At 52.1% G+C, this 20,467-nt stretch carries 14 protein-coding genes and 2 pseudogenes; 6 read left to right on the top strand and 10 right to left on the bottom strand.

The annotated features are described in order from the left end of the window. Positions 1-195 precede the first annotated feature (195 nt). The 4 genes from C7B82_RS25070 to C7B82_RS25055 all read left to right on the top strand — a co-directional run bounded on the left by C7B82_RS25070 (position 196) and on the right by C7B82_RS25055 (position 10,320). Positions 196-771: a DUF4158 domain-containing protein gene (locus tag C7B82_RS25070; RefSeq protein WP_219904689.1), complete on the top strand. Its 576-nt coding sequence runs from the start codon at positions 196-198 to the stop codon at positions 769-771. A gap of 41 nt (positions 772-812) precedes the next feature. Further along, a complete protein-coding gene (locus tag C7B82_RS25065) occupies positions 813-3,284 on the top strand; it encodes an ATP-binding protein (protein ID WP_106259500.1) in 2,472 nt (823 codons plus the stop codon). Positions 3,285-3,489: 205 nt separating this feature from the next. After that, a complete protein-coding gene (locus C7B82_RS25060) occupies positions 3,490-8,682 on the top strand; it encodes an AAA family ATPase (RefSeq protein ID WP_106259492.1) in 5,193 nt (1,730 codons plus the stop codon). Between the two features lie 117 nt (positions 8,683-8,799). Next, the gene (locus C7B82_RS25055; protein WP_219904688.1) at positions 8,800-10,320 is read left to right on the top strand and encodes a hybrid sensor histidine kinase/response regulator; all 1,521 of its coding nucleotides are present in this window, start codon (positions 8,800-8,802) and stop codon (positions 10,318-10,320) included. A 75-nt stretch (positions 10,321-10,395) separates the two neighbouring features. On the opposite strand, the gene C7B82_RS25050 is transcribed toward C7B82_RS25055, so the two are convergent. From C7B82_RS25050 to C7B82_RS34820, 3 genes and pseudogenes are all read right to left on the bottom strand, one after another. After that, positions 10,396-11,268: a DUF4388 domain-containing protein gene (locus tag C7B82_RS25050; RefSeq protein ID WP_106259490.1), complete on the bottom strand. Its 873-nt coding sequence runs from the start codon at positions 11,266-11,268 to the stop codon at positions 10,396-10,398. 62 nt (positions 11,269-11,330) lie between these two features. Further along, the gene (locus tag C7B82_RS25045; RefSeq protein WP_245940082.1) at positions 11,331-11,780 is read right to left on the bottom strand and encodes a GTP-binding protein; all 450 of its coding nucleotides are present in this window, start codon (positions 11,778-11,780) and stop codon (positions 11,331-11,333) included. Positions 11,781-11,840: 60 nt separating this feature from the next. Then, positions 11,841-12,182, bottom strand: a pseudogene (locus C7B82_RS34820) (sensor histidine kinase). A gap of 110 nt (positions 12,183-12,292) precedes the next feature. On the opposite strand from C7B82_RS34820, the pseudogene C7B82_RS33975 reads away from it, so the two are divergent. Together C7B82_RS33975 and tftA are read left to right on the top strand one after the other, a co-directional pair. Continuing rightward, a pseudogene (locus tag C7B82_RS33975) lies at positions 12,293-12,466 on the top strand (ISAzo13-like element ISMae28 family transposase); the annotation flags it as partial. A gap of 141 nt (positions 12,467-12,607) precedes the next feature. Further along, positions 12,608-13,984: a hormogonium tapered terminus morphoprotein TftA gene (gene tftA, locus C7B82_RS25035; protein WP_106259489.1), complete on the top strand. Its 1,377-nt coding sequence runs from the start codon at positions 12,608-12,610 to the stop codon at positions 13,982-13,984. 347 nt (positions 13,985-14,331) lie between these two features. Here tftA and C7B82_RS25030 read toward each other — a convergent pair whose 3' ends face one another. From C7B82_RS25030 to C7B82_RS33350, 7 genes are all read right to left on the bottom strand, one after another. After that, entirely contained in the window at positions 14,332-15,186 is an 855-nt protein-coding gene (locus C7B82_RS25030) for a DUF350 domain-containing protein (protein WP_106259488.1), read from the bottom strand. A 133-nt stretch (positions 15,187-15,319) separates the two neighbouring features. Next, positions 15,320-16,384, bottom strand: a complete 1,065-nt coding sequence (locus C7B82_RS25025; protein WP_245940081.1) for a lipid II:glycine glycyltransferase FemX — start codon at positions 16,382-16,384, stop codon at positions 15,320-15,322. Then, a complete protein-coding gene (locus tag C7B82_RS25020) occupies positions 16,384-17,826 on the bottom strand; it encodes a spermine/spermidine synthase domain-containing protein (RefSeq protein WP_106259487.1) in 1,443 nt (480 codons plus the stop codon). Before C7B82_RS25020 ends, C7B82_RS25025 begins: the two co-directional genes overlap by 1 nt. 6 nt (positions 17,827-17,832) lie before the next feature. After that, complete coding sequence (locus C7B82_RS25015) at positions 17,833-18,513, bottom strand: DUF4178 domain-containing protein (RefSeq protein ID WP_181357660.1); 681 nt, start codon at positions 18,511-18,513, stop codon at positions 17,833-17,835. A gap of 247 nt (positions 18,514-18,760) precedes the next feature. Further along, complete coding sequence (locus C7B82_RS25010; protein ID WP_219904686.1) at positions 18,761-19,123, bottom strand: S-adenosylmethionine decarboxylase family protein; 363 nt, start codon at positions 19,121-19,123, stop codon at positions 18,761-18,763. Continuing rightward, a complete protein-coding gene (locus C7B82_RS25005; protein ID WP_106259484.1) occupies positions 19,120-20,085 on the bottom strand; it encodes a CHAD domain-containing protein in 966 nt (321 codons plus the stop codon). The genes C7B82_RS25010 and C7B82_RS25005 overlap by 4 nt, the downstream gene beginning before the upstream one ends. Before the next feature lie 174 nt (positions 20,086-20,259). Next, positions 20,260-20,467 (bottom strand): hypothetical protein (locus tag C7B82_RS33350; RefSeq protein ID WP_219904685.1); only part of this gene is annotated, 208 nt, incomplete at its 5' end.

The following is a 20,467-nucleotide window of genomic DNA, read 5'->3' as shown; positions in this document are numbered from 1 at the left end:
CACGACGAGACCGGGCTTTTGAGGTGTTAGACCCTACAAGATTACGCCTGTAGTATGAGCTTTTGAGGATGGCAAAGTCCAAAAAGAGTCCAACCCACCTATAGTATAGGTTTTCCGCCTTCAGTAGAACTTATCAATGGCTGTCTGCTACTCTCCAACTTGCTTCGTCTCGTTGTAAGTCTGTGAGGAGTTTGGATGCCCAGTCCCCAAGAAACCGCTTACCCCCGGTTGAAGAGTACCTTGAGTGCTCAAGAATTAACCGCCATCTACACACCTAGTCCAGAGGAGCTGTTGTTGTCGAGCCGCGTCACCAAAAGCCAGCCATCGCAGTGGCGCTTTCTGGTGCTGTTGAAGACCTTTCAGCGCTTGGGCTATGCCGTACCGGTCGCGGCTGTGCCTTTAACCATTACCCGCCATATTGCCATGGTTGCCGACCTGAAACTTCGTACCGATAGTCTGTCTGCCTATGATGCTTCGACGAGTCGCAAACGGCATCTCACAGTCATTCGACACTATCTGAACCTGCAAATTTTTGGTCAGGCAGCCCGACAGCTCATGAGCCAGAGCATGACGAATGCGGCACGGACGAAACATGATCTGGTGGATTTAATCAATGTCGCGATCGAGGCCTTAGTCCGGCAACGGTTTGAACTACCTGCCTTCAGCACGCTGTTGACCCAACTCCTTCACGCCGCTCCAGTACCAACACTCACAAAGCGCCCCAGGTGTTCGGAGCCTCAGGTGCGGCATTGTTGTAAAAGTTTGACTTGAGGGCATCTTACAGAAATAGCGCTCCACTCTTAATGCTCAGTATGAGTCAGCCACATATTTCTGTTTCAGCACTGCCACGCAGTTTAACATCGCTCGAAACCTGGGGCTTTGGTTTTAGCGGTTTGCTTTTGTGGCTTGGCACAGCCCCTGCCATGCACGCCGCTTTAGGACCACAAGCCATCTGGGTTTGGGTACCTGGGACAATCGTCGGCATATTGCTGAACCTGCAAGTCAAACGTTTGGGGACGCATTTCCCAGACGTCGCTGGCGGCACACCCAACTATACGACGCGCCTGCTCCAGCGCTTTCCCGTAGTGGCTCGGTATGGCGCGATCGGTTACCTGTTGGGCTGGGTATCGGTGCCGCCGATGAATGCCATCATTCTGACAGACTTAATTAAGGCAAACTTAGAGCCGTTGGGCATTGCGTGTCCAAGTCTGGTGCTCCGCATTGGCTTTACACTGCTGCCCTTTATTGTCGCGTTTAGCGGTACGCGCACACTGGGCATTTTGCACACCTTCTTTGTGTTTCCCGCGATCGGGTTTCTCGTGACCTTTTGCCTACAGGGCATTGGCTGGCTCAGCGTTGCCCCAACCAGCCCCGGTTTGCTGCCAGAGACCTGGTCAGGCATTACCGCGATCGATTGGATGAAGTGGTTCTTTATTGCCGTGTATGCCGTGTATGGCTGTGAGACGGCCTCTTCGTTTGTTGCCGATAGCCGTCAGCCTACTGCGACGCTCCGTTGTTTAAGCGTGACGGCTGGCTTCATCCCGATCGTTTATTTCGTTGGGTCTTGGGTGGTCATGCGCTTGGCCACCGGACCAGGCTTAGAAGATAGTGCTTATCTCAATCTGACCGCTGCTGCCCAACCCTTCTGGGGTTCATTAGCCCCGGCGTTGGTGACGTTTTTGATTACGTCGGGTTGTCTCCTGAGTTCTGCCACCGCGGTGTCTAACTGCCCCCGCATTTTGTATCAATTGGCCAAAGATGATTACCTGCCACTCGTCTTTACTGCCGTTTCGCGTCGGGGGGTACTGGTACCCAGCTTGCTGTTTACGCTCTTGCTGAGCCTGCTCTGCCTGGTCTGGGGCGATGTTGCCCATGTGGTGATGGTCACGGGCACAGGCTACCTCACGTCGATGATGGCGATTCATTGGGGGTTGTGGGTCTGCCGCAAACGACCAGAAACCCGGTGGCCCTGGCTATCGCTTGGTTTCTTTGGCATCGAGGCGGTTGTTTTAGTGGTGGGTGGGTTGGCATGGGGCTGGCTGGATTTGTTGCTAGGCTTACTGCTACCGTTAGCGGTTGGGCTGGCTGGACTGTGGCTACCGCATCTACACTTTGCACCGCTCCAACTGACCTGGTGGCAACAACGCGAGCGCCAGCCACTGCGTACACCCAAAGCTGATTGGATCGCCCTGCAAGTGACGATACTCATTCTTTTAGTCTGTGGTGCCGTCAGCATTGGCTGGTTAGTCAGAGCGGGACTGGAGCGCCACGGCATGGGTAGCCATATGGCGCTCTTCAGCATCTTGCTGATGACGGTTGCGTTTGTGGGGGTAGCGATCGCCTGCTGGACTAGCCTGCCTCAAATTGCGGCGATTACAGAAGCCCGCGAAGCAGTGGAACACGCCCTGAACGATTTACAGCGGACGCAGACGCAACTGGTGCAGGCAGAGAAAATGTCGAGTCTGGGACAGTTGGTGGCAGGTGTCGCCCACGAAATCAACAACCCGGTCAACTTCATCTACGGCAATCTCACTCACGTACGAGAGTACTCCCAAGATCTGCTACAGCTGATTCAACTTTACGAGCACCACTATCCAAACCCCGTGCCTGAAATTCAAGCGGAAGCGGACGCGGTTGATCTGGACTTTTTACAGACGGATCTGATCAAGACGCTGGATTCCATGAAGATTGGGACGGATCGCATTCGTCAAATCGTCTTGAGCTTACGCAACTTTTCCCGTTTGGATGAAGCCGAGTGCAAAGCCGTCGATCTCCACGAAGGCATTGACAGCACCTTGTTAATCTTGCAGCATCGACTCAAAGCCCGCTCTGATCGTCCAGAGATTCAGTTGATCAAGGACTACGACGCTTTACCACTCGTCGAATGCTATCCTGGACCGCTGAATCAGGTGCTGATGAATCTGCTGGCCAATGCGATCGACGCACTAGAGGAAAGCAACGCGAACCGAACGTATCAGGAAATTGCAGCCAAGCCGAACCAGATTACGGTGCGTACCACTCGCCTCGTGGCGCTGAAGGCTGAATGGGTAGAAATTGCGATCGCTGACAACGGACGGGGGATGCCGGAAACGGTGCAGCAAAATGTTTTCAACCCGTTCTTTACCACCAAACCCGCCGGTAAGGGCACTGGTATGGGTCTGTCCATTAGCCATCAAATTATTACCGAAAAGCATGGCGGTAAATTAAAGTGCACCTCAACACCGGGAGTGGGCACTGAGTTTGTGATTCAAATGCCGCTGCAGCAAGGAGCCGTAAATACTTAATAAAGCTTTTCTGGTGACCTGATACAGATCAGCGGGGCAGTCCTAGTCACAGCGTCAGACCAGTCTTATCAAGTCTGGGTGCAGTTAGGCGCTGCACCGCATTCCAGTCGGAGTGCTCTAAGCTAAGGAGCATAAGCACGTCCTTGCGCTTAAGGCGAACAAACCATGCTGTCTCTTCCCGGCTACTGCATCACTGCTTGCATCTATGAAAGTGCGAATTCCCTGGTTTATCGGCATCCGGGAGCAAGACCGACAGCCCCTGGTGTTTAAGGTTTTGAAACCTCACTATCCCACGCCGAACGAGCTGACACGGTATTGGCAGGAGTACGAGATCACGCGATCGCTCAATCTGGAAGGGGTGATCAACGTCTATGGCATCGAAACCTACCAGAACACCCTGGTCATGTTTCTCGAAGATTTTGGTGGGGAGTCCTTAAGGCATTGGCTCACGGAGCGATCGCTCTCACTCAAAGAAGTGCTAACGCTGGGGATGCGGTTAGCAGAGCTTTTGGGACAGGTGCACCAGCAGCAGGTGATTCACAAAGACGTGAATCCTTCTAATCTTGTTTGGAATCCAGCGACGGGGCAGCTCAAGCTGATCGACTTTGGCATTGCCAGCCGCATTACGCGCGAAACCCCAGCCCTGAGCAGTCCCAGTAGTTTAGAGGGCACACTCGCCTATATGTCGCCCGAGCAGACTGGGCGGATGAATCGATCGCTCGACTACCGCACGGATTTCTATTCGCTCGGGGTCACGTTATACGAACTGCTGACGCAGCAATTTCCTTTTGCAGCCGATGATGCCTTGGAGCTGGTGCATTGCCATCTGGCAAAACGTCCCCTTGCTCCCTGCGATCGCGCGTCAGCCATCCCAAAACCAGTTTCAGACATTGTGATGAAGCTGCTAGCAAAAACCGCAGAAGAACGCTATCAAAGTTGTCGTAGTCTTCAGGTTGATTTAGAAACCTGCCTGACTCAGCTACAGGCAACTAGCCATATCTCCGCGTTTCCTCTAGCCCAGCAGGATGTCTCAGACCGTTTCCAAATTCCCCAAAAGCTCTACGGCAGAGAGCGAGAAGTTGGGACACTGCTAGCAGCGTTTGAGCGGGTGACAGGACGTAAGACTGAAACAAAACAAGCAAATCCTCCGCCTTCAACCCGTGAACTCATGCTGATTGCAGGCTACTCCGGTATTGGTAAAACGTCGTTGGTGCAAGAGATCTACAAACCCATAACCCAGCAGCGGGGATACTTGATTGCGGGAAAGTTTGACCAATACCAGCGAGATATTCCCTATACCGCCTTTGTTGATGCGTTTTCTGGGTGGGTAGAGCAGCTATTAGCAGAGCCAGAAACGCAGCTCAGCCAGTGGCGAGAAGACTTATTGGTCGCTTTAGAACCCAATGCTCAGGTCATGGTTGACGTGATTCCTGAACTGGAATTGATTTTAGGTCAGCAATCCCCTGTGCCAGAACTGCCGCCGCTTGAAACCAGGAACCGATTTAACCGCGTGTTTCAGCAGTTCATTCAAGTTTTGGCGCAACCCGAACATCCGTTAGTGGTGTTTCTGGATGACTTGCAATGGGTTGATATGGCATCCCTACAGTTGATCCAGGTATTGATGACCACAGAAGTCCCGGTTTTGTTTTTGATTGGGGCGTACCGAGATAACGAAGTGAGTGCGACTCATCCGCTGATGCAGGCGATCGAGGCGATGCAGAAGACAGGCACGACGATCGAGGCGATCGCGCTTTCCTCCCTCCACAAGACTGATATCCAACACTTACTCGCAGATACCCTGAATCATTCGGCAGGAGGGGTTGCATCCCTGGCAGATTTGGTACTGACAAAGACGGATGGTAATCCCTTTTTTGTCAATGAATTTCTGCGAGTCCTGTATGTTGAACAACTCTTGACGTTTGACTATCAACACAATCAATGGAAATGGTCGATCGCAGAGATTCAACAACGCAATATTACAGACAATGTGGTAGAGCTGCTGGTCGCTAAAATCCAGCGCCTACAGTCAACCACTCAGGGAGGGTTACGACGAGCGGCTTGTATTGGCAACCAGTTTGATCTACAAACATTGACGTTTGTTTTGCATTCGGCGGGCGTGCTGCAGAAGCCTGATGCTGCCGCTGCAATTGCCCTGCTTAAAGAAGCGGTCAATATCGGTTTGATTATTCCGCTAAACGATCGCTACAAGCGCATTGAGTTGGGCCTGGCTCAACCAGATGATGCCTTACGAATGGAATACAAATTTGCCCACGATCGGATTCAACAAGCCGCCTATTCACTCAATTCAGAAGTAGAGCGGAGTTTAATTCATCGCCAGATTGGGCAACAATTGCTGCAAAATAGAGCCTTAGCGCAACAGGGACAAAGATTTCTTGATGGTGTTAACCAGTTGAACTTGAGCCGAGATCTGATCAAAACCCAAGCAGAACGGGATGAACTGGCTCGATTAAACCTCGTTGCAGGTGAAAAGACAAAAGCAGCCACAGCCTATGCTGCTGCTGCACGTTATCTTCAGGTTGGACTAGAGTTATTAGCACCTGATAGCTGGCAACAGCACTATGACTTGACGTTAACGCTACATATTGCAGCCGCAGAAGCAGAATACCTCAATGTGAATTTTGAGCGTTCAATAGCGCTGACTACAACCTCGCTTCAACAGGCCAAAAACTTACTCGATCGCATCAAAGTTTATGAAGTGCAAATGCAAATCTGCATGGCTCAGTTGGAGATCGTCAACGTGATTGAAATTGGGCTACAAGCATTAGAAGACTTGGGGATTATCCTCCTTCCTTTAGAAAGTAGCACAAACTTGATTGTTGATTTACCAGATCTGAAGTCTTTAAATCATCTGCCTATAATGACAGATCGCTATAAGCTTGCTGCAATGCAAATTTTGAAAAATCTCTGTGCGCCTGTATTCATGGCAAAACCAGAGATTTTTCCACAGATTATTATTACCATGATTCATCTATGCCTTGAGCATGGCAATTCCAAGCTATCATCGTTTGCCTATGGGTTTTATGGGCTGTTATTAGTTGGCTTCAATCAGCTAGAGACTGGTTATCAAGCGGGCTTGATTGCACTCGATTTATTAGAGAAATTTGATGCAAAAGAATTGAAGGCAAAGGTTTATAACCTGTTCAATTCTAATATTCGTACCTGGAAAGAACATGCCTGTAATAGTATTACGCCCCTACAACAAGGGATACAAAGTGGTTTAGAAAGTGGAGACTTTGAATGGGGCGGTTACTGTGCAGCGAACTTGTGTGCGTATTTGTTTTTTACTGAAGAAAGCCTAACGCTTGCCATTCAAAAACAAGCTGTTTATATTGATCTATGTGCTCAAATTAAGCAAGAAAATCCTGTCAATTTTTCACAGGTTTGGCGGCAACTGGGACAAAATTTTCAAGGTGGTGTTTCCGATCGCCTGCTGCTGCTAGGTGAAAGCTTCAATGAAACTCAACAATTACCTCGTCTAATTGCAGCGAAAAGTGGAACTGTTCTATTCATGTTCTACACCGCTAAGACATTGTTGACTTACCACTTTGGAGACTATACTCTAGCACTTCAAAACGCAGCTCTGGCCCATGAGCAACTGGGAGCAGCCGTTGGATTCATTCAGGTTGGTATCTTAAACTTTTACCATTCCCTGACGCTGCTTGCCCATTATTCCCAGGTCAATCGGACTCAACAGAAGCAGTATTTAGAGCAAGTGGCTGCTAATCAACAACAAATGCAGCATTGGACGCACCATGCCCCCATGAACAACCAGCATCGTTTTGACCTAGTAGAAGCAGAAAAGGCGCGTGTCCTGGGTCAAGATTGGCAAGCCACAGAGTTTTACGATCGCGCCATTACCCAAGCTAAAGCGCAAGGATACATCCAAGAAGAAGCGCTAGCCTACGAACGAGCAGCCCTGTTTTATCTCGAACATAACAAGGAGATCGCCGCTAAAGCCTATTTTCAAGAGGCCCGGTATGGCTACCTGAAATGGGGCGCAACTGCTAAAGTGCAAGCTTTAGAGGAACGCTATTCCCAGTTGTTTCGACAGATGGGCGTACCGAAGGCGATCGCTACCAATCCGCATACTTCCCTGACTACGACAAGCAGCAACCCTTCTGAAACGCTGGATCTGGCAACAGTCATCAAAGCCTCCCAGGCTCTAGCGGGGGAACTGAACGTAGAAAAACTGCTCCAGCAACTGCTGACCCTGGTGCTGCAAAATGCCGGAGCACAAACTGGAACGCTGTTACTGGCAACCCATGAAACACTTCAGGTAGAGGCAACTGGCACCGCCGACCCAGCCGCGATCGCCCTTCAACCGTCAATTCCGTTAGCAGCAACGACGCAAGTGCCCATTTCGCTCATTCAATACGTGGCGCGAAAGCAGGAAACGCTGATTTTGGCAGACGCAAGCCAGGAAACACGCTTTGCCAACGATCGTTACATGCAGGCGCAGCAGCCCAAGTCGGTTTTGTGTCTGCCCATCCAGGGACATGGCAAACTGATCGGCATTTTGTATCTCGAAAACAATCTCACCACCGATGCCTTTACCCCTGAACGGGCTGTCATCCTCCAAGCCCTAACGGCACAGGCCGCGATCGCCCTTGAGAATGCCCAGCTCTATGAGCAATTGGCAACCGACGCGCAAACGCTAGAAACGAGCAATCGTGCTTTGCAACAGGAAGTGAGCGATCGCACTCGTGCTGAAGACCAACTCCGACAAAGCCTTAACGAGCGGGAAGTGCTGCTGAAAGAGATTCACCATCGAGTCAAGAACAATTTGCAAATTATTTCTGGTTTGTTGCAACTTCAGGCTCAAAGCGTCACCGATGCCAGCACCATCAACATTCTGCAAGAAAGCCAGCACCGGATCGAATCCATGTCGCTGATTCACAAAAAGCTGTATGCCTCCTCTGATTTTGGCGAAATTGACATGGCAGACTATATTCCCAGCCTGTCCAGTCACCTCTTAGCGTCCTATCAGATCATGCCCGGTCATGTCACCTTACAGATGGATATTGCCCCCGTGCTGTTAAACATTGATCAGGCCATTCCCTGTGGTCTCATTGTCAACGAACTGGTTTCTAATGCCCTGAAGTATGCCTTTCCAGGTGACCGCAAGGGTGCCATTCAGATCCACCTGCATCCCGCTGCCGACAATCAGGTTGAGTTCATCATCCAGGATAATGGCATCGGGTTACCCGAAGCAGTGCACTGGGAATATGCCCAGTCGATGGGGCTGTCACTGGTGCATGATCTAGTGGTAGAACAACTAGAGGGCAGTCTGACCGTTGAGCGGCAGGGTGGCACCACGTTCAACATGCAATTTCCTCTGGCTCCTCTGTTCACGGCTCATTTATCGCAGCTCAATTAACAGCGAGATAACGGTCATCTGAGTGCCACGACTCAACGTTGGCAGCGGTAAGGTGCAGTGATAACCTTGACTTAACCTCCGGCGCGTAATATTTTTTAATGATAAGGATCTTCAATGGTGTCAGCCAAAATTCTAGTCGTTGAAGATGAGGTCATCGTCGCACGCACGATCGCCAACCAATTGATGCAGCTTGGCTACACGGTGGTCGATACAGCGTCCTCTGGAGCCGCCGCGATCGACAAAGCCAACCGCACTCAACCCGATCTGGTGTTGATGGACGTGGTGCTAAAAGGTGAGATGGATGGGGTCACGGCTGCCAGCCAGATTTGCAGCCAGCAGGATGTGCCGATCGTCTTTCTAACGGCGTATGCAGACGAAAACACGCTCCAGCGAGCCAAAAATACGCTGCCCCTGGGCTATGTCGTGAAACCCTTCAGTCCGGGAGAACTGCGCGTCGCGGTGGAATTGGCACTATTTAAGCACCAGGTAGAACGAGACCTCCGAGCCAATCGCGCGTATCTAGCAACGCTGCTGCGTTCGATGCATGATGCCGTCATGGCGACCGATGAGCAGGGCTTAGTGACCTTCATGAATCCGGCGGCAGAAGCCTTAACCGGTTGGCGAGAAACGGAAGCCTTTGGCAAAGATGCGGCTGAGGTGCTGTGTCTGGTGGATGAAGTGACCGATCTCCCGGCTGAGCATCCCGTGGCTCAAGTCTTAAAAACCCAGGAAGTCGCCTTGCTGAAGGAATTTACGGCTTTAGTCAAGCGGAATGGCGATCGCGTGCCCATTGGCGATAGTGCTTCGCCGCTACAGCGTAAATTGGAGGGGATTAGCGGAGTCGTTGTCGTCTTTTGGGATATGAGTGCGTATCGTCAGAGCGAGTTATTGCAAAAAGCCCTGGAAAAAGAACAAGAACTGAATCAACTCAAATCTCAATTTGTCTCAACCGTCTCTCACGAATTTCGCAATCCTTTAGCCGTGATTCGGACGGCGGCGGAACTGCTAGACCTTCGCGGAGCCGGTCTATTCGATGAAAAGATGAAAAGCTATGTACAGCGGATTAAAAGCTCCGTCCAACAGATGAATCAATTGATGGAAGATGTGCTGTTGATGGGACGCGTTGAAGCAGGACGCTTAGACTTTACACCTGCCCTCGTCAATCTACAGCAGGTATGCCAGGACTTACTAGAAGAATGCTCCCTCCAGCTCACAGACGCTCATGAGCTGGTCTTCACCCATCCAGATCATGCTTCGGAAAGCTGGTTAGACGAAAATCTCCTCCGCCTGATTCTGGTCAACTTGCTGAACAATGCGATCAAGTATTCACCAGCCGGGGGCAATATTCACCTCGATTACAGCTACAGCGAGGACGGACAGACGGTGAGCCTTCGGGTGGAGGATCAGGGCCTTGGCATTTCTCAGTCGGAGCAGACTCAACTGTTCGATTCCTTCTTTCGAGCCTCCAATACTCAATCCATACAAGGCACAGGCTTGGGGTTGGCGATCGTGAAGCGGTGCGTGGAGATCCATCAAGGGCAGATTGACCTCATCAGTGAGGTGGGTGTGGGTACCACCTTCACCGTGTCTTTACCCTGTACGCCACAGGCATTGCGTGCCGATCGTGGTGAGGCGTGACAACATCCGTTACGACTCGGCCTCCTACCAAGGCGAGGCTGTCATTGGTTGTCTTTCTCACTGTGCGGCATGTCGTTAAACCTTGCCTTTGAGGAAACCCACTAAATGGTGCAGAAACGATTGACTGACAGGTGTTGCTTCCGTCGCAGTCGCCTCTATGGGCAGTGGTTCTGCCTTGAGCGCCATTGGCGGTAGTTCTGCCGTGGGCGCTGCTGGCATCGCCATAGCTAAGGGGACTTCTTCCACTAAGCCTGCTGTCACCAACCGAAAGGCGATCTGCTGCACTTTCTCTACTGGTAATTGCAATTGTTGCGCGATCGTTTGCAAAGAGAGGGTGCCGTTGGCAAACTCCCAGAGGCGCCACTCAGCCTGGTCTAGCCGCAGTTGAGGTTTGCCGGTGATCACGCTCATGATGGTCGAAGTTGGTTCTGGTAGCCTGCTCACAAGCGCACTCCAATCCTTGAGTACCCGCAAGGTTGTCAGAGTCACTTCCGGGGGAGGCGCATTTAAGCCAGTCATTTCGGCAAACGGTAAGGGTGCTTTGCCGTCAAATTGAAACCAGCCATCTTTGAGCGCAAACAAACGACAGACCTGCCGCATTACCTGGGTATAAAACAGCAGCTTCAGTTGCTCGACCGTTAACAACCCTTGTGACTTGAGGCTCAAACCGATGGGTGTGGTGGCAGCACACGTCTGGGCGACGCGCAAAGCGGTATGTTCACCCAACCAGCCGCGTTGACCAATCATGTACGCTAAACCATGTTGATCGAGTTGATTGGCTGCGGCCAGAACGCGTCCCTGGCTGAACCAGATGTAGTGGTTCTCGCGCTCCTCATCCTCAGTCTCTAACAATGTACAGATGGTGAGTAAGCCTGTTTTGCTACCATGGTGCAAAAAATTGAAGATTTCCGCCACCGAGAACTCTGACAGATAGCCAGTCACTGCCATACTATTTTTCCTTCCAGTCTTAAATGTTGCGTGCGGACAGACAATGGGTAGAGAGCGGTTCGCTAAACCAGGCAACCTTGCAGCGAGTGTTGCACCAGGGTCATGACGGCTTGTGCGACAGAGGCGGACGCAGTGGGATGGACGGCAACGATCGGGGGTCGCCTGTTGGCGCTGAGGTAGCCCAGTGCAATCGCCGCATTTTCAAGATCCCAGGCATCGGGGCTATCGGTATGGGTCAGACCAATGATCATCGGTGCCTGCGATCGGTGGCACATAAACGCACGAATCCGACGGGCATCAATAAATTCACTCGGTCGGTGCGCTGTCACTAAAAGAATGTAAGCATGCGCTTTTTGAATCAGAATGTCCCACATAAAGTCAAAGCGGGACTGTCCAGGGGTGCCATAGAGATGCACTGCCATTTCGGGTCCAAACGACAGTCGCCCAAAGTCAAAAGCAACCGTGGTTTTGGGCTTCAGGGCTGCCGTTTCGTCGGTCGCTTGACGATGCAACGGACACCCTTTTAGCTTCCTGGCTTTGCACACTGGCTAGCTCTCCCGGCGCTGCCAAAGTCACAGCAGCGCAAATTCCAAACTAAAGGTGGTTTGACCACCGCCACTAGTCACATGAATCTGCCCGCCCAACTGTGCGTCGAGCTTTTTCACCAAAGCTAACCTCAGTCCAGTGCCGCCGTGCTTCCAGGGATCGCTGTTCGGGATTCGGTAGAACTTGTCGAAAATGCGCTCCTATTCGGTGGTGGGAATTTTGACCCCCGTATTGCTGACGCTCAGCACCAAGTCTATAGCGGTAGCGTGTGCCGCCAGCGTGATCGTTTCCCCGGGGGGAGTGTATTTGCAGGCATTATGTAACAGCTCCAGCAAAAGGCGTTCCAGAGCGCTTTGAGCGGTCGTCAAGGGTGGCAGCCGGTCTGGTATGTGGAAGACTAAGGGACTTCCAAAAAACAAATAATTCCAGGTTAGTGGAGTAACCTGAGGAGTCGTCAATCGCTGAGCACTGAGCCATGTTGGAACTCACGGACTCTCTGAAGCGCTTACTGCAAGAGACCGCCGACCGTCTTAAACGTCATGAGCGTCGGCGGTTCATGGCTCAAACGGTGGCGCAATGAGGGCGCGGCGGACAGCGCTTAGTCGAGCGGGAGTTAGGGTGGCACCGCGATCTGATACGGAAAGGCGCACGAGTGTCTTTTACCTACTTCTTCCACCCCACACCCCACTTTCAGATTTTTTCTCCCAACCCGCTCCCATGATGTACAACATGGGCAGTACATTCTCAGGCGAGTTAACATCGCTACGTGACGCGTGAAGGGAAACAGGGTCAGATGGGACGAATCTTTATTTCAGCAGCGCATGGTGGGCAAGAAAACGGCGTCACCGATCCAGGTGCGGTCATCGGCGGCACTACCGAAGCCAGAGAGATGATCTTGACACGCGATCTGATTGTGACAGAACTGCGATCGCGCGGTTTTGAAATCCTGTCCGTCCCCGATGACCTGAGCGCCATCCAAACGCTGGATTGGATTAACGCCCGCTCCCGCACTGGCGATATCGCCCTCGAAATTCATACCGACGCCTTTTCTAACCCGTCTGTCCGTGGGTCAGCCGTATTTTACATCGCCAACAACAATCAACGCAAAGCACAGGCTGAAACCTTACTCCTGGCGCTGCTCCGTCGAGTGCCCACGCTTCCCAACCGGGGCACCCGACCCGACACCGCAACCGGGCTGGGTAGCCTTGCCTTTTGTCGCCAGTTGGTCGTCCCAGCCCTTTTGATGGAAGTGGCAGTACTGTCCAACCCAGACGATCGCTTCATCATCCAAAATCAGCGTCGCAATGTCGCCTTGGGTCTTGTCGATGGGCTGGCAAGCTGGAGTCAGTCGGTGTCGCCGCCCAACCCGACGCCTACTCCCACACCCACTCCCACACCTGGCCCAGGCACCTATCCACCCTGCAACATTAATATCAACGGTCAAATTTACGCCGAACAAGGCATCGTGGTCAGCGGCAATGCCTACGTGCCCATTGACTTGGTCGATCGCCTGGGAGTCGATGTGTCCACTGACCCCAATGTGCGTCGCATCACCTATCGCAATATTGTGTACGTGCGAGCGGTTGATTTGCGCGATCGGCATATTTCAGTCACCTGGGACGAAGCTAAACGTACAGTGTCTCTCAAGTCAAACTTGCAGATTTGTCCTGGTCAGTTCGACAAGATTGCCGGACAGGGACGCACCTCAGAAGTCCAACTGTTGATGTTCCTCAAGGCAAACAACGAAGCTGCTTTGACCAAGTATCCCGACATAGCCAAACTGTACCGTGAAGAAGGCAGCATTGAAGGCATCAACTATGATATCGCCTTCTCACAAATGTGCCTGGAAACCGATTTTCTACGCTTTAGCGGTGCCGTAAAGCCAGAGCAAAACAACTTTGGCGGGTTGGGGACAGATACGGGCGATTCGCAGGGAGCGTCTTTTTCCAGCGCTCGGCTTGGCGTTCGGGCACAAATTCAGCACCTGAAAGCCTACGCCAACACAGAACCCCTGGTACAGGCAGTCGTCGATCCACGCTTTAACTTCGTTGCTCGTGGCGTTGCCCCGCTCGTCGGGCAGCTCAATGGACGCTGGGCAGCCGATCCACAGTATGGTGACAAAATTCTCGCTGTGCTGAAGCGCTTGTATGAATCAGCCGGGTTGATGTAGGCCATGTTGGGAAGAGCGGTCAGCTAACAGCGGTCAGCAGTCAGCTTAGAAATTTAGCGCTGAGAGCCTGATTGACGGACAGAAGCCCTGAAAAGCTGGCTCACCCGCCCGTGATTGAAAATCCGGGCTAACGGAATCAACCCGTTTCAACGGGTTGAAAGATTTTTGCAGTCCTCTTGAGAGGACTTTGTTCTGTTAGCCCGCACTTTCAGTGCAGGGCGGGGCATGGCAGAGGCCTGTAGGGGTGGGTTTCGTTCTTAGAGTCATAGCAAACCAGCGAACAGCTCTGCTAAACCCGCCCCTGCAAATGACTGCAACTCCCTGCAAATGACTGCAACACTGAGCTTTTATAAGCTCCAGGCGATGAGAAAGGAGCCACCGATGTAGGCAAAGGCTTCGATCAGCCCTGCACCGAGATTTGGGATGGCTTGATTCACAATCTCATCCGAGATCTTCACGCCAGGCACCAGCACCCAATCGGCAATCCAGCGAATCACCGCCAGGGCAATCAGCGACAAGCCCAGCACCAAACCATATTGCGGCACACTCTGCTGCCAGGTCTGAAACTCCGGCGCGAAGGCAATCCGCACAATGTTGCCTGTGCCAACCAACAGCCCTGCCAACGCCACCCCTGCCGCTGGATTGTTGCGCTTACAGATTTCGCGAAACACATTGTAGTGAGCGACTCGCGGGTAAAGCGAACTGACCAGCACCAGCACCGCCAACCCAACCACCCAACAGACAATACCGACAATGTAGGTGCCCCCCTGTCCGCCCAACGCTGTGCTAAGAATCAGCCCATTCGCAATGTGAAGACCCGCTTCCACAGCCCCAGCCCCCACATTCTGCTCTGCCAAAATCTCCCGTGCGCCATCACACCGCTGCATGATCAGCCGATCGCCCACCCAGGCTCCCAGCAACATCAAGACAATCACGCCCGCCCCATAGCTGGCTAAATTGAGCGATCGCTCCTGCCAGTTCGCCCCACTCTTATCCAACACTCCCGCCAAAGCGATCACGATACCAAAGTAATAACCGACTAAAGCGATCGCCACTGCAGGATTGTCCCGCACAAAGAGTTCTAGATTCAGCTCCATCCGCCGGAACAGAGTCTGATACGCCAACTGCCCCAGCCAGAAAATAGCGAAGCCGATCGCGATGTCGAGAACAGTAATACCGATGGGGCGGAGGAGTTCGGGCATGGGAGGGAGGTTTTGAGTTTTGAGTTTTGAGTAGCGCTCTGCGCCGACAGACTAGAGAGTTTTGAGTTTTGAGTAGCGCTGACAAGCTAGAGAGTTTTGAGACGAAGAGAGGGATAAGTTAATCTGACTCCTCTCACCTCTCACCTCTCACGTCACTTCTTTGCAGCAGCCCAATCAACGTGTCAGCGAGACGATCGTAGAAGAAGAAGTCGTGAGCGCCGATCGTCGTTACACGCGTGCCGCCGAACTGGCGTTTGAATTGAGAGAACTTGGCGTAGGGATGAGTCGGGTCTTGGGTGTAGCCGTAGAAGTCATAGAGTGTGCAGCCTTTAGCTTTAGCGCGTTGCATGGCGGCCCAGTGGAGGACATAATTGGGCATGACGTGGGCATGGCTTGGGCTACGACCGCCGTAGAGGTAAGTTGCCCGATCGCCCCAATACACCACCAGGATTGCCGATAGCACTTCGCCCTGCCAGGTTGCCAGCCCGATTTCTGCGAGATTGGCTGCAAATAGCGTTTGGCATAGGTTGATGAAAAACCCGTAGGGTTCACCAAAAAACTGCTGCCGTGCCACCGTTTCCCAGAACAAATCGTAGAAGATCGGGATCATTTGGGAATCCGTAGTGAACTGAGTGGTCACACCATGACGCTGACTCAACCGCAGATTGTAACGACCCTTGGGTTTCATGGCTGCCAGCCGTTCGGTATCCGTTGGGCGTAGGTCAATTAGCAGGGTTTCTGAAGGCAGCATGTCCATTGGAGCACGGACAAAGCCTTGGAGAAAGGCGGGTTTTTCGGTGAGTAGAGGTTCGATCCGAAGCGCGATCGCGCCCAGTGCTGCTGCTAACGTTTCGGCTTGCAGCAGCAGTAACGGCATCGCGATCGCTTCAAACCCTGGCAACACAAACGGTGCACCGGGAGCCGACAGTAAATTGGCTGTGTGGGGACGCGGGTAAAAATAGAAGATACTGCCGCCGACCAATTGATTCTCAGCCGCTTGATGCTCCACAAAAACGCCGTAGCGAAACACCTGATAGCCTTCCAGCGCCTTGAACTCTGACCATGCCCAGGATTGCATAAAACATCCAGTGGGGCTGTCTTGCAGCAGCGTATCCCAGCAGGCTCGATCGCAGTCGTCCAGTTGCCGTAATACCAGTCTGCCTTCACGAGTCGAAGCTTGCATCGAAGTTTGAGCCATCATTGATCATCGCGCCGCTTCGAGAGGTTCCAGAGCCACACGCCCCCAATCACCATCGTCCAGAAGCCCAGCCAGCCGAAATTCTCATCGTCGCCAGAAGAGCCATAGCTTGAGCCGCCACTAGAGTACGATCCTTTGGCAAAGACAGCATCAGGGGTGGTTGTGTTTGCCATCAAGAGCGTCACCATCAGCATGATCATAAGCTCGTTGGTGTGCTCAGAAACATAGGTAAACGGTTGTCCCGATCGCAGTTTTTCTTTCAACTGCCAGAGGTCTTGCGCAAGTTTGGGTGGCAATTCCTTTGCCCGCTCCAGCAAAGCTGTTAACAGTCGATCGCTCTCAATTTGCCCAAGCAGCGATCGAGCATACCCCAAGCCTTCCTCAGTCATTTTGGGCGTGTGGTAGTGGTGTTGCGCTGGCAGCAGTGGGTTAGGAAGTCGCGTCCGATCGGGTTGACGTAGCTGCTCTAGCCAGACGTGAACGATCGCATCCAGTTCGAGCAAATTTGGGGTTTCGACGAAGTAAGTTTCCGTCTCCTGCAAATCTAGGAAGTCTATAGACTCCAGCACCTTTGACGGTTCAGTAACAGCACCTGGATTGAGTAAATAATAGAGCAGGCAGGGAGATGCCAGCGTGTGAAGAGGAACCGTTTGGCGCAGTTCAGCCATCTCCCGGCGAATATGAAACACCTTAATCCAGTCGTTGGAAAGCGCTTGCAGGTTGTCAGGAAAGACCAGCGCTTCCAGTTCTGAGCGATCGATCGCCCCCTTAGATGCCAGCAAAAAGCCCCAATCGCCATACCCCTGCCGCCGAAAGGACGGAATACCCACTTGCATCGGTTTGGCATCCAATGTTGCCGATCGCACCGTTTGATACAAACACCAAAAGCCCAGCGTGCGTCGTTCGATCGATACCCCATTTGTACTCATCACGCCACCGCTTACCAGCACCCGTGCCACTTGCTCAAACCATTCGCGGCTATAAACTTGCGTGTCTTCGAGCGCGGTCGGGAAGGTAAAGTCGCAAATAACAGCATGAAAGCAGGCATCGGGTAACGCAGTGACGAAGGCAAAAGCCTCCTGGGTGTGAACCGAGACCCGATCGGCTCCCAACGTTGACCTGGATTCACCCGTCAAACTGCCCTGGTTATACGGCTTGAAAACGGTTCTGCCCAGTTCCAGCACCGCTGCACTGTAATCAACCAGAACAACCTCGCTAACCTGAGGAAAGCGCAGCGCATCCCGCGCGGCCAAGCCATCACCGCCGCCACAGATTAGTACCCGTAGGGGAGTATCAGGAAAACGCTGTGCGGCCAGGGCGATCGCGGGCACAACCAAATGCTCGTGATAAATCGCTTCGTCTGCCGTATCAAACTGCAAATCTCCATTGAGATAGAACGCAAGACCGTTGGCGGCATGTTCAATGAAAAGCGAAGTAGGCATGGGCGGTCAAATACCAAACATCATGAGCAGGAAACCAACAATCACCATGCCCCAGGCGATCACATATTCTTTGGCACGATCGGCGGAGATACCCGTTGAAGTGACTGACGTGTTAAAAGAACTGGCAAAGCCAACTCCCTGTTGAACCACAGCACCCTGTTGAACATCAGTGAAATCCTCCGGCTGGACTTCGCGGGTGGAATACACCACGAGCTTATTGTTCGGCCATGCCTCCAGCGCCAGGTTCCATAGGTAGGGTGCATCCCAGTAGTCCCAGGTTGTGCGGATGCGCGACTCACCATCGGATTCATAATTACCCTGCGTCTGTGACTCAAACTCGTAAGTGCGGTTATACATCCTCAGCGTTGGATACGGCTCACGGTGCGATCGCATGTCTGCCGCCAGAGTCATTGTCAAATCTCTGGCTGACTCTGGTTCATACAGCGCCGGATTCCGCACAGTTTCCGCCAGAAACCAATGCACTGGCCCATCCGGGTTGGCTGGATCAATCTCCCGCAGCAGGTAATACTCCTTTCCTGTCAGCGACTTCAGCAACCATTCCTCAGTTTCATAACCGTTGTCGTCGGTGTAGGTACTGTAGTCGTTGACCCGCCACTCAACACCGTGGTATTTCAGGCGATCGTTTGTTCGCAGTTGACGGAGTTGAGCTTCAGTAAAAGTAGACATTAGGGGGAATGGGGAGGCGAGGGGAAAGGCTAAAGGGGAAAGGCTAAAGGGGAAAGGCTGAAGGCAAAACTCAAAACTTTTATCCCACCACAAAGCGGAAGTAAGCTCCATCCCTCATCCCTGTCTTAAAACTCAAAACTTTTATTTTTTATTTTTTATCTTTATATCTTTTATTCTTCATCCTTTATTCTTCATCCTTCATCCTTTATCCTTTCTTCCTCATCCTTTATCTTTTATCCTTCATCCTTTATCCCTTCAACCCCAAATAACTCCAGCCCGATCGATCCCTTCTCCCAGTCAACATCAACGTCAACCGTTCGGCAAGGTTCTCCGCCTTGGGGAGGTTGTTCTGATGATAGTCGCAGACATGGATGTCTACAGAGACTTTGTTACATTCCGGCCAAACATGTAGGGCGACGTGAGATTCTTTCAGGATCAAAACGACTGAAACGCCCTGAGGTTCAAAGGTTGTGGCAAGATCTCCCACTGCGTCCAGTCCGGCTTGCTGAACGGCTTCTCTTAACAAACGCAGTAACTCAGTGCTGGAGGCTGTGGCGATCGCACCCGTCACAGGCAGGATGGCAGCAAGGTGGTGAGAATGAATCGTCACGCGTAGCGGCGTTTTGCAGCAGGCGTCTCGGCTCCAAAGGGTTCCAGCAGCAGGTAATGTAAGTGCTGGCGAAACGCTGGCTCCAGATATCGTTCACGCACAGAGTCCCAATGTGCCAAGGCTTCTGTCTGAGTTTGCTTCACGGCTGCCTCCAGATCACACAATTTGGAGTGCTTCGGTAAATACTTCGCCAGTAGCGTTTGCAAGACCTGGCTATCGTGCAACGTCCCTAGCTTGGATTGGATTGTTTTGATCTCTTTAATCCAGTCTTGAAACGCTTCGCTATAAAACGGCACAAAAAACTCGGCTTGATAGCGAACGTGCTTACAGGCTTTACGAAGATCATGCAGGTCTTCACTGGCAGCATCAGACGCATCTGCCTGCACAAGCCAGCCCGGATGCAAGAGTAGCGTCGAAAGCAGCGGGCTCAACAAATCTGGAATCAGTGGTAGTAAGCGTTGGGTTGCCAGCAGTGTGTAGCGGGGATGGCTCAGCCAGGCTTCGTAATCAATTTTTAAGTGCTGATAGCGCGATCGCGTCAAGGCATCCTCGACATCTGCAAAGGCTACACGCCGCTCTTTATTGAGTCCGGCAATAACCTCATCCAGCGATCGCTGCTCCGTTTCAGCAAGGTTGGGGCGGTAACGCTCCTTGAGATCTGCCGTCTGCACATCCAGATCGCGCAGTGTGCCCAGCACTCTAGAAAGTGAGCCAACCCGCTTTGCTGTTGCCGCTTTGGGGATGGCGATCGCCCGATCGAATACCTGAAGCGCGGTACGCAACCGACGAGTACCCACCCGCATGTCGTGGAGATGCTCTGGATTTTTGTCGGCGATGACTTTCTTTTCTTGTTTCACAACCGCCTGATACTGCTCACCTATTACCCTATGCGCAAACTCACCCAACGTGAGAGAGGGATCAATCTGGGGCGTTGCGATCGCCCGCTGCTTAGTTGGTTTCATAACATTAGATCGTTGAACTGATCTCAAGGATGCCGGAAGCAAATGCACCCGAACTATTAAGGAATTATATCTATTCTCACAAACGGCATCGCTCACAGACTGGATCGGCCTCTCTTATAACTTTAAGTTGTGTTAACAATTCACCTGGCAAATCTGGGGGGTTATCCGTATAATTTAAGGATGGTAAAGAAACGTAAATCTTTGCTCACAATTCAGATGCTGTTTCTCATTTTTAGTTAAACAAACCTGCAGCGTGAGCAAGGCTCTAAACCATTTAGTCCTCATTCTTTCATTGGAGCTTGCGCTATGACCATAGCTGTCGGGCGTGCGCCAGCAAGTCGGGGAGCGTTTGACGTTCTCGACGATTGGCTGAAGCGCGATC

This window comes from Stenomitos frigidus ULC18 (assembly GCF_003003795.1).
Classification (GTDB): Bacteria; Cyanobacteriota; Cyanobacteriia; order Leptolyngbyales; family Leptolyngbyaceae; genus Stenomitos; species Stenomitos frigidus_A.
Note: the sequence above shows the minus strand (reverse complement) of the source record. Positions and strands in the feature narration are given on the sequence as shown.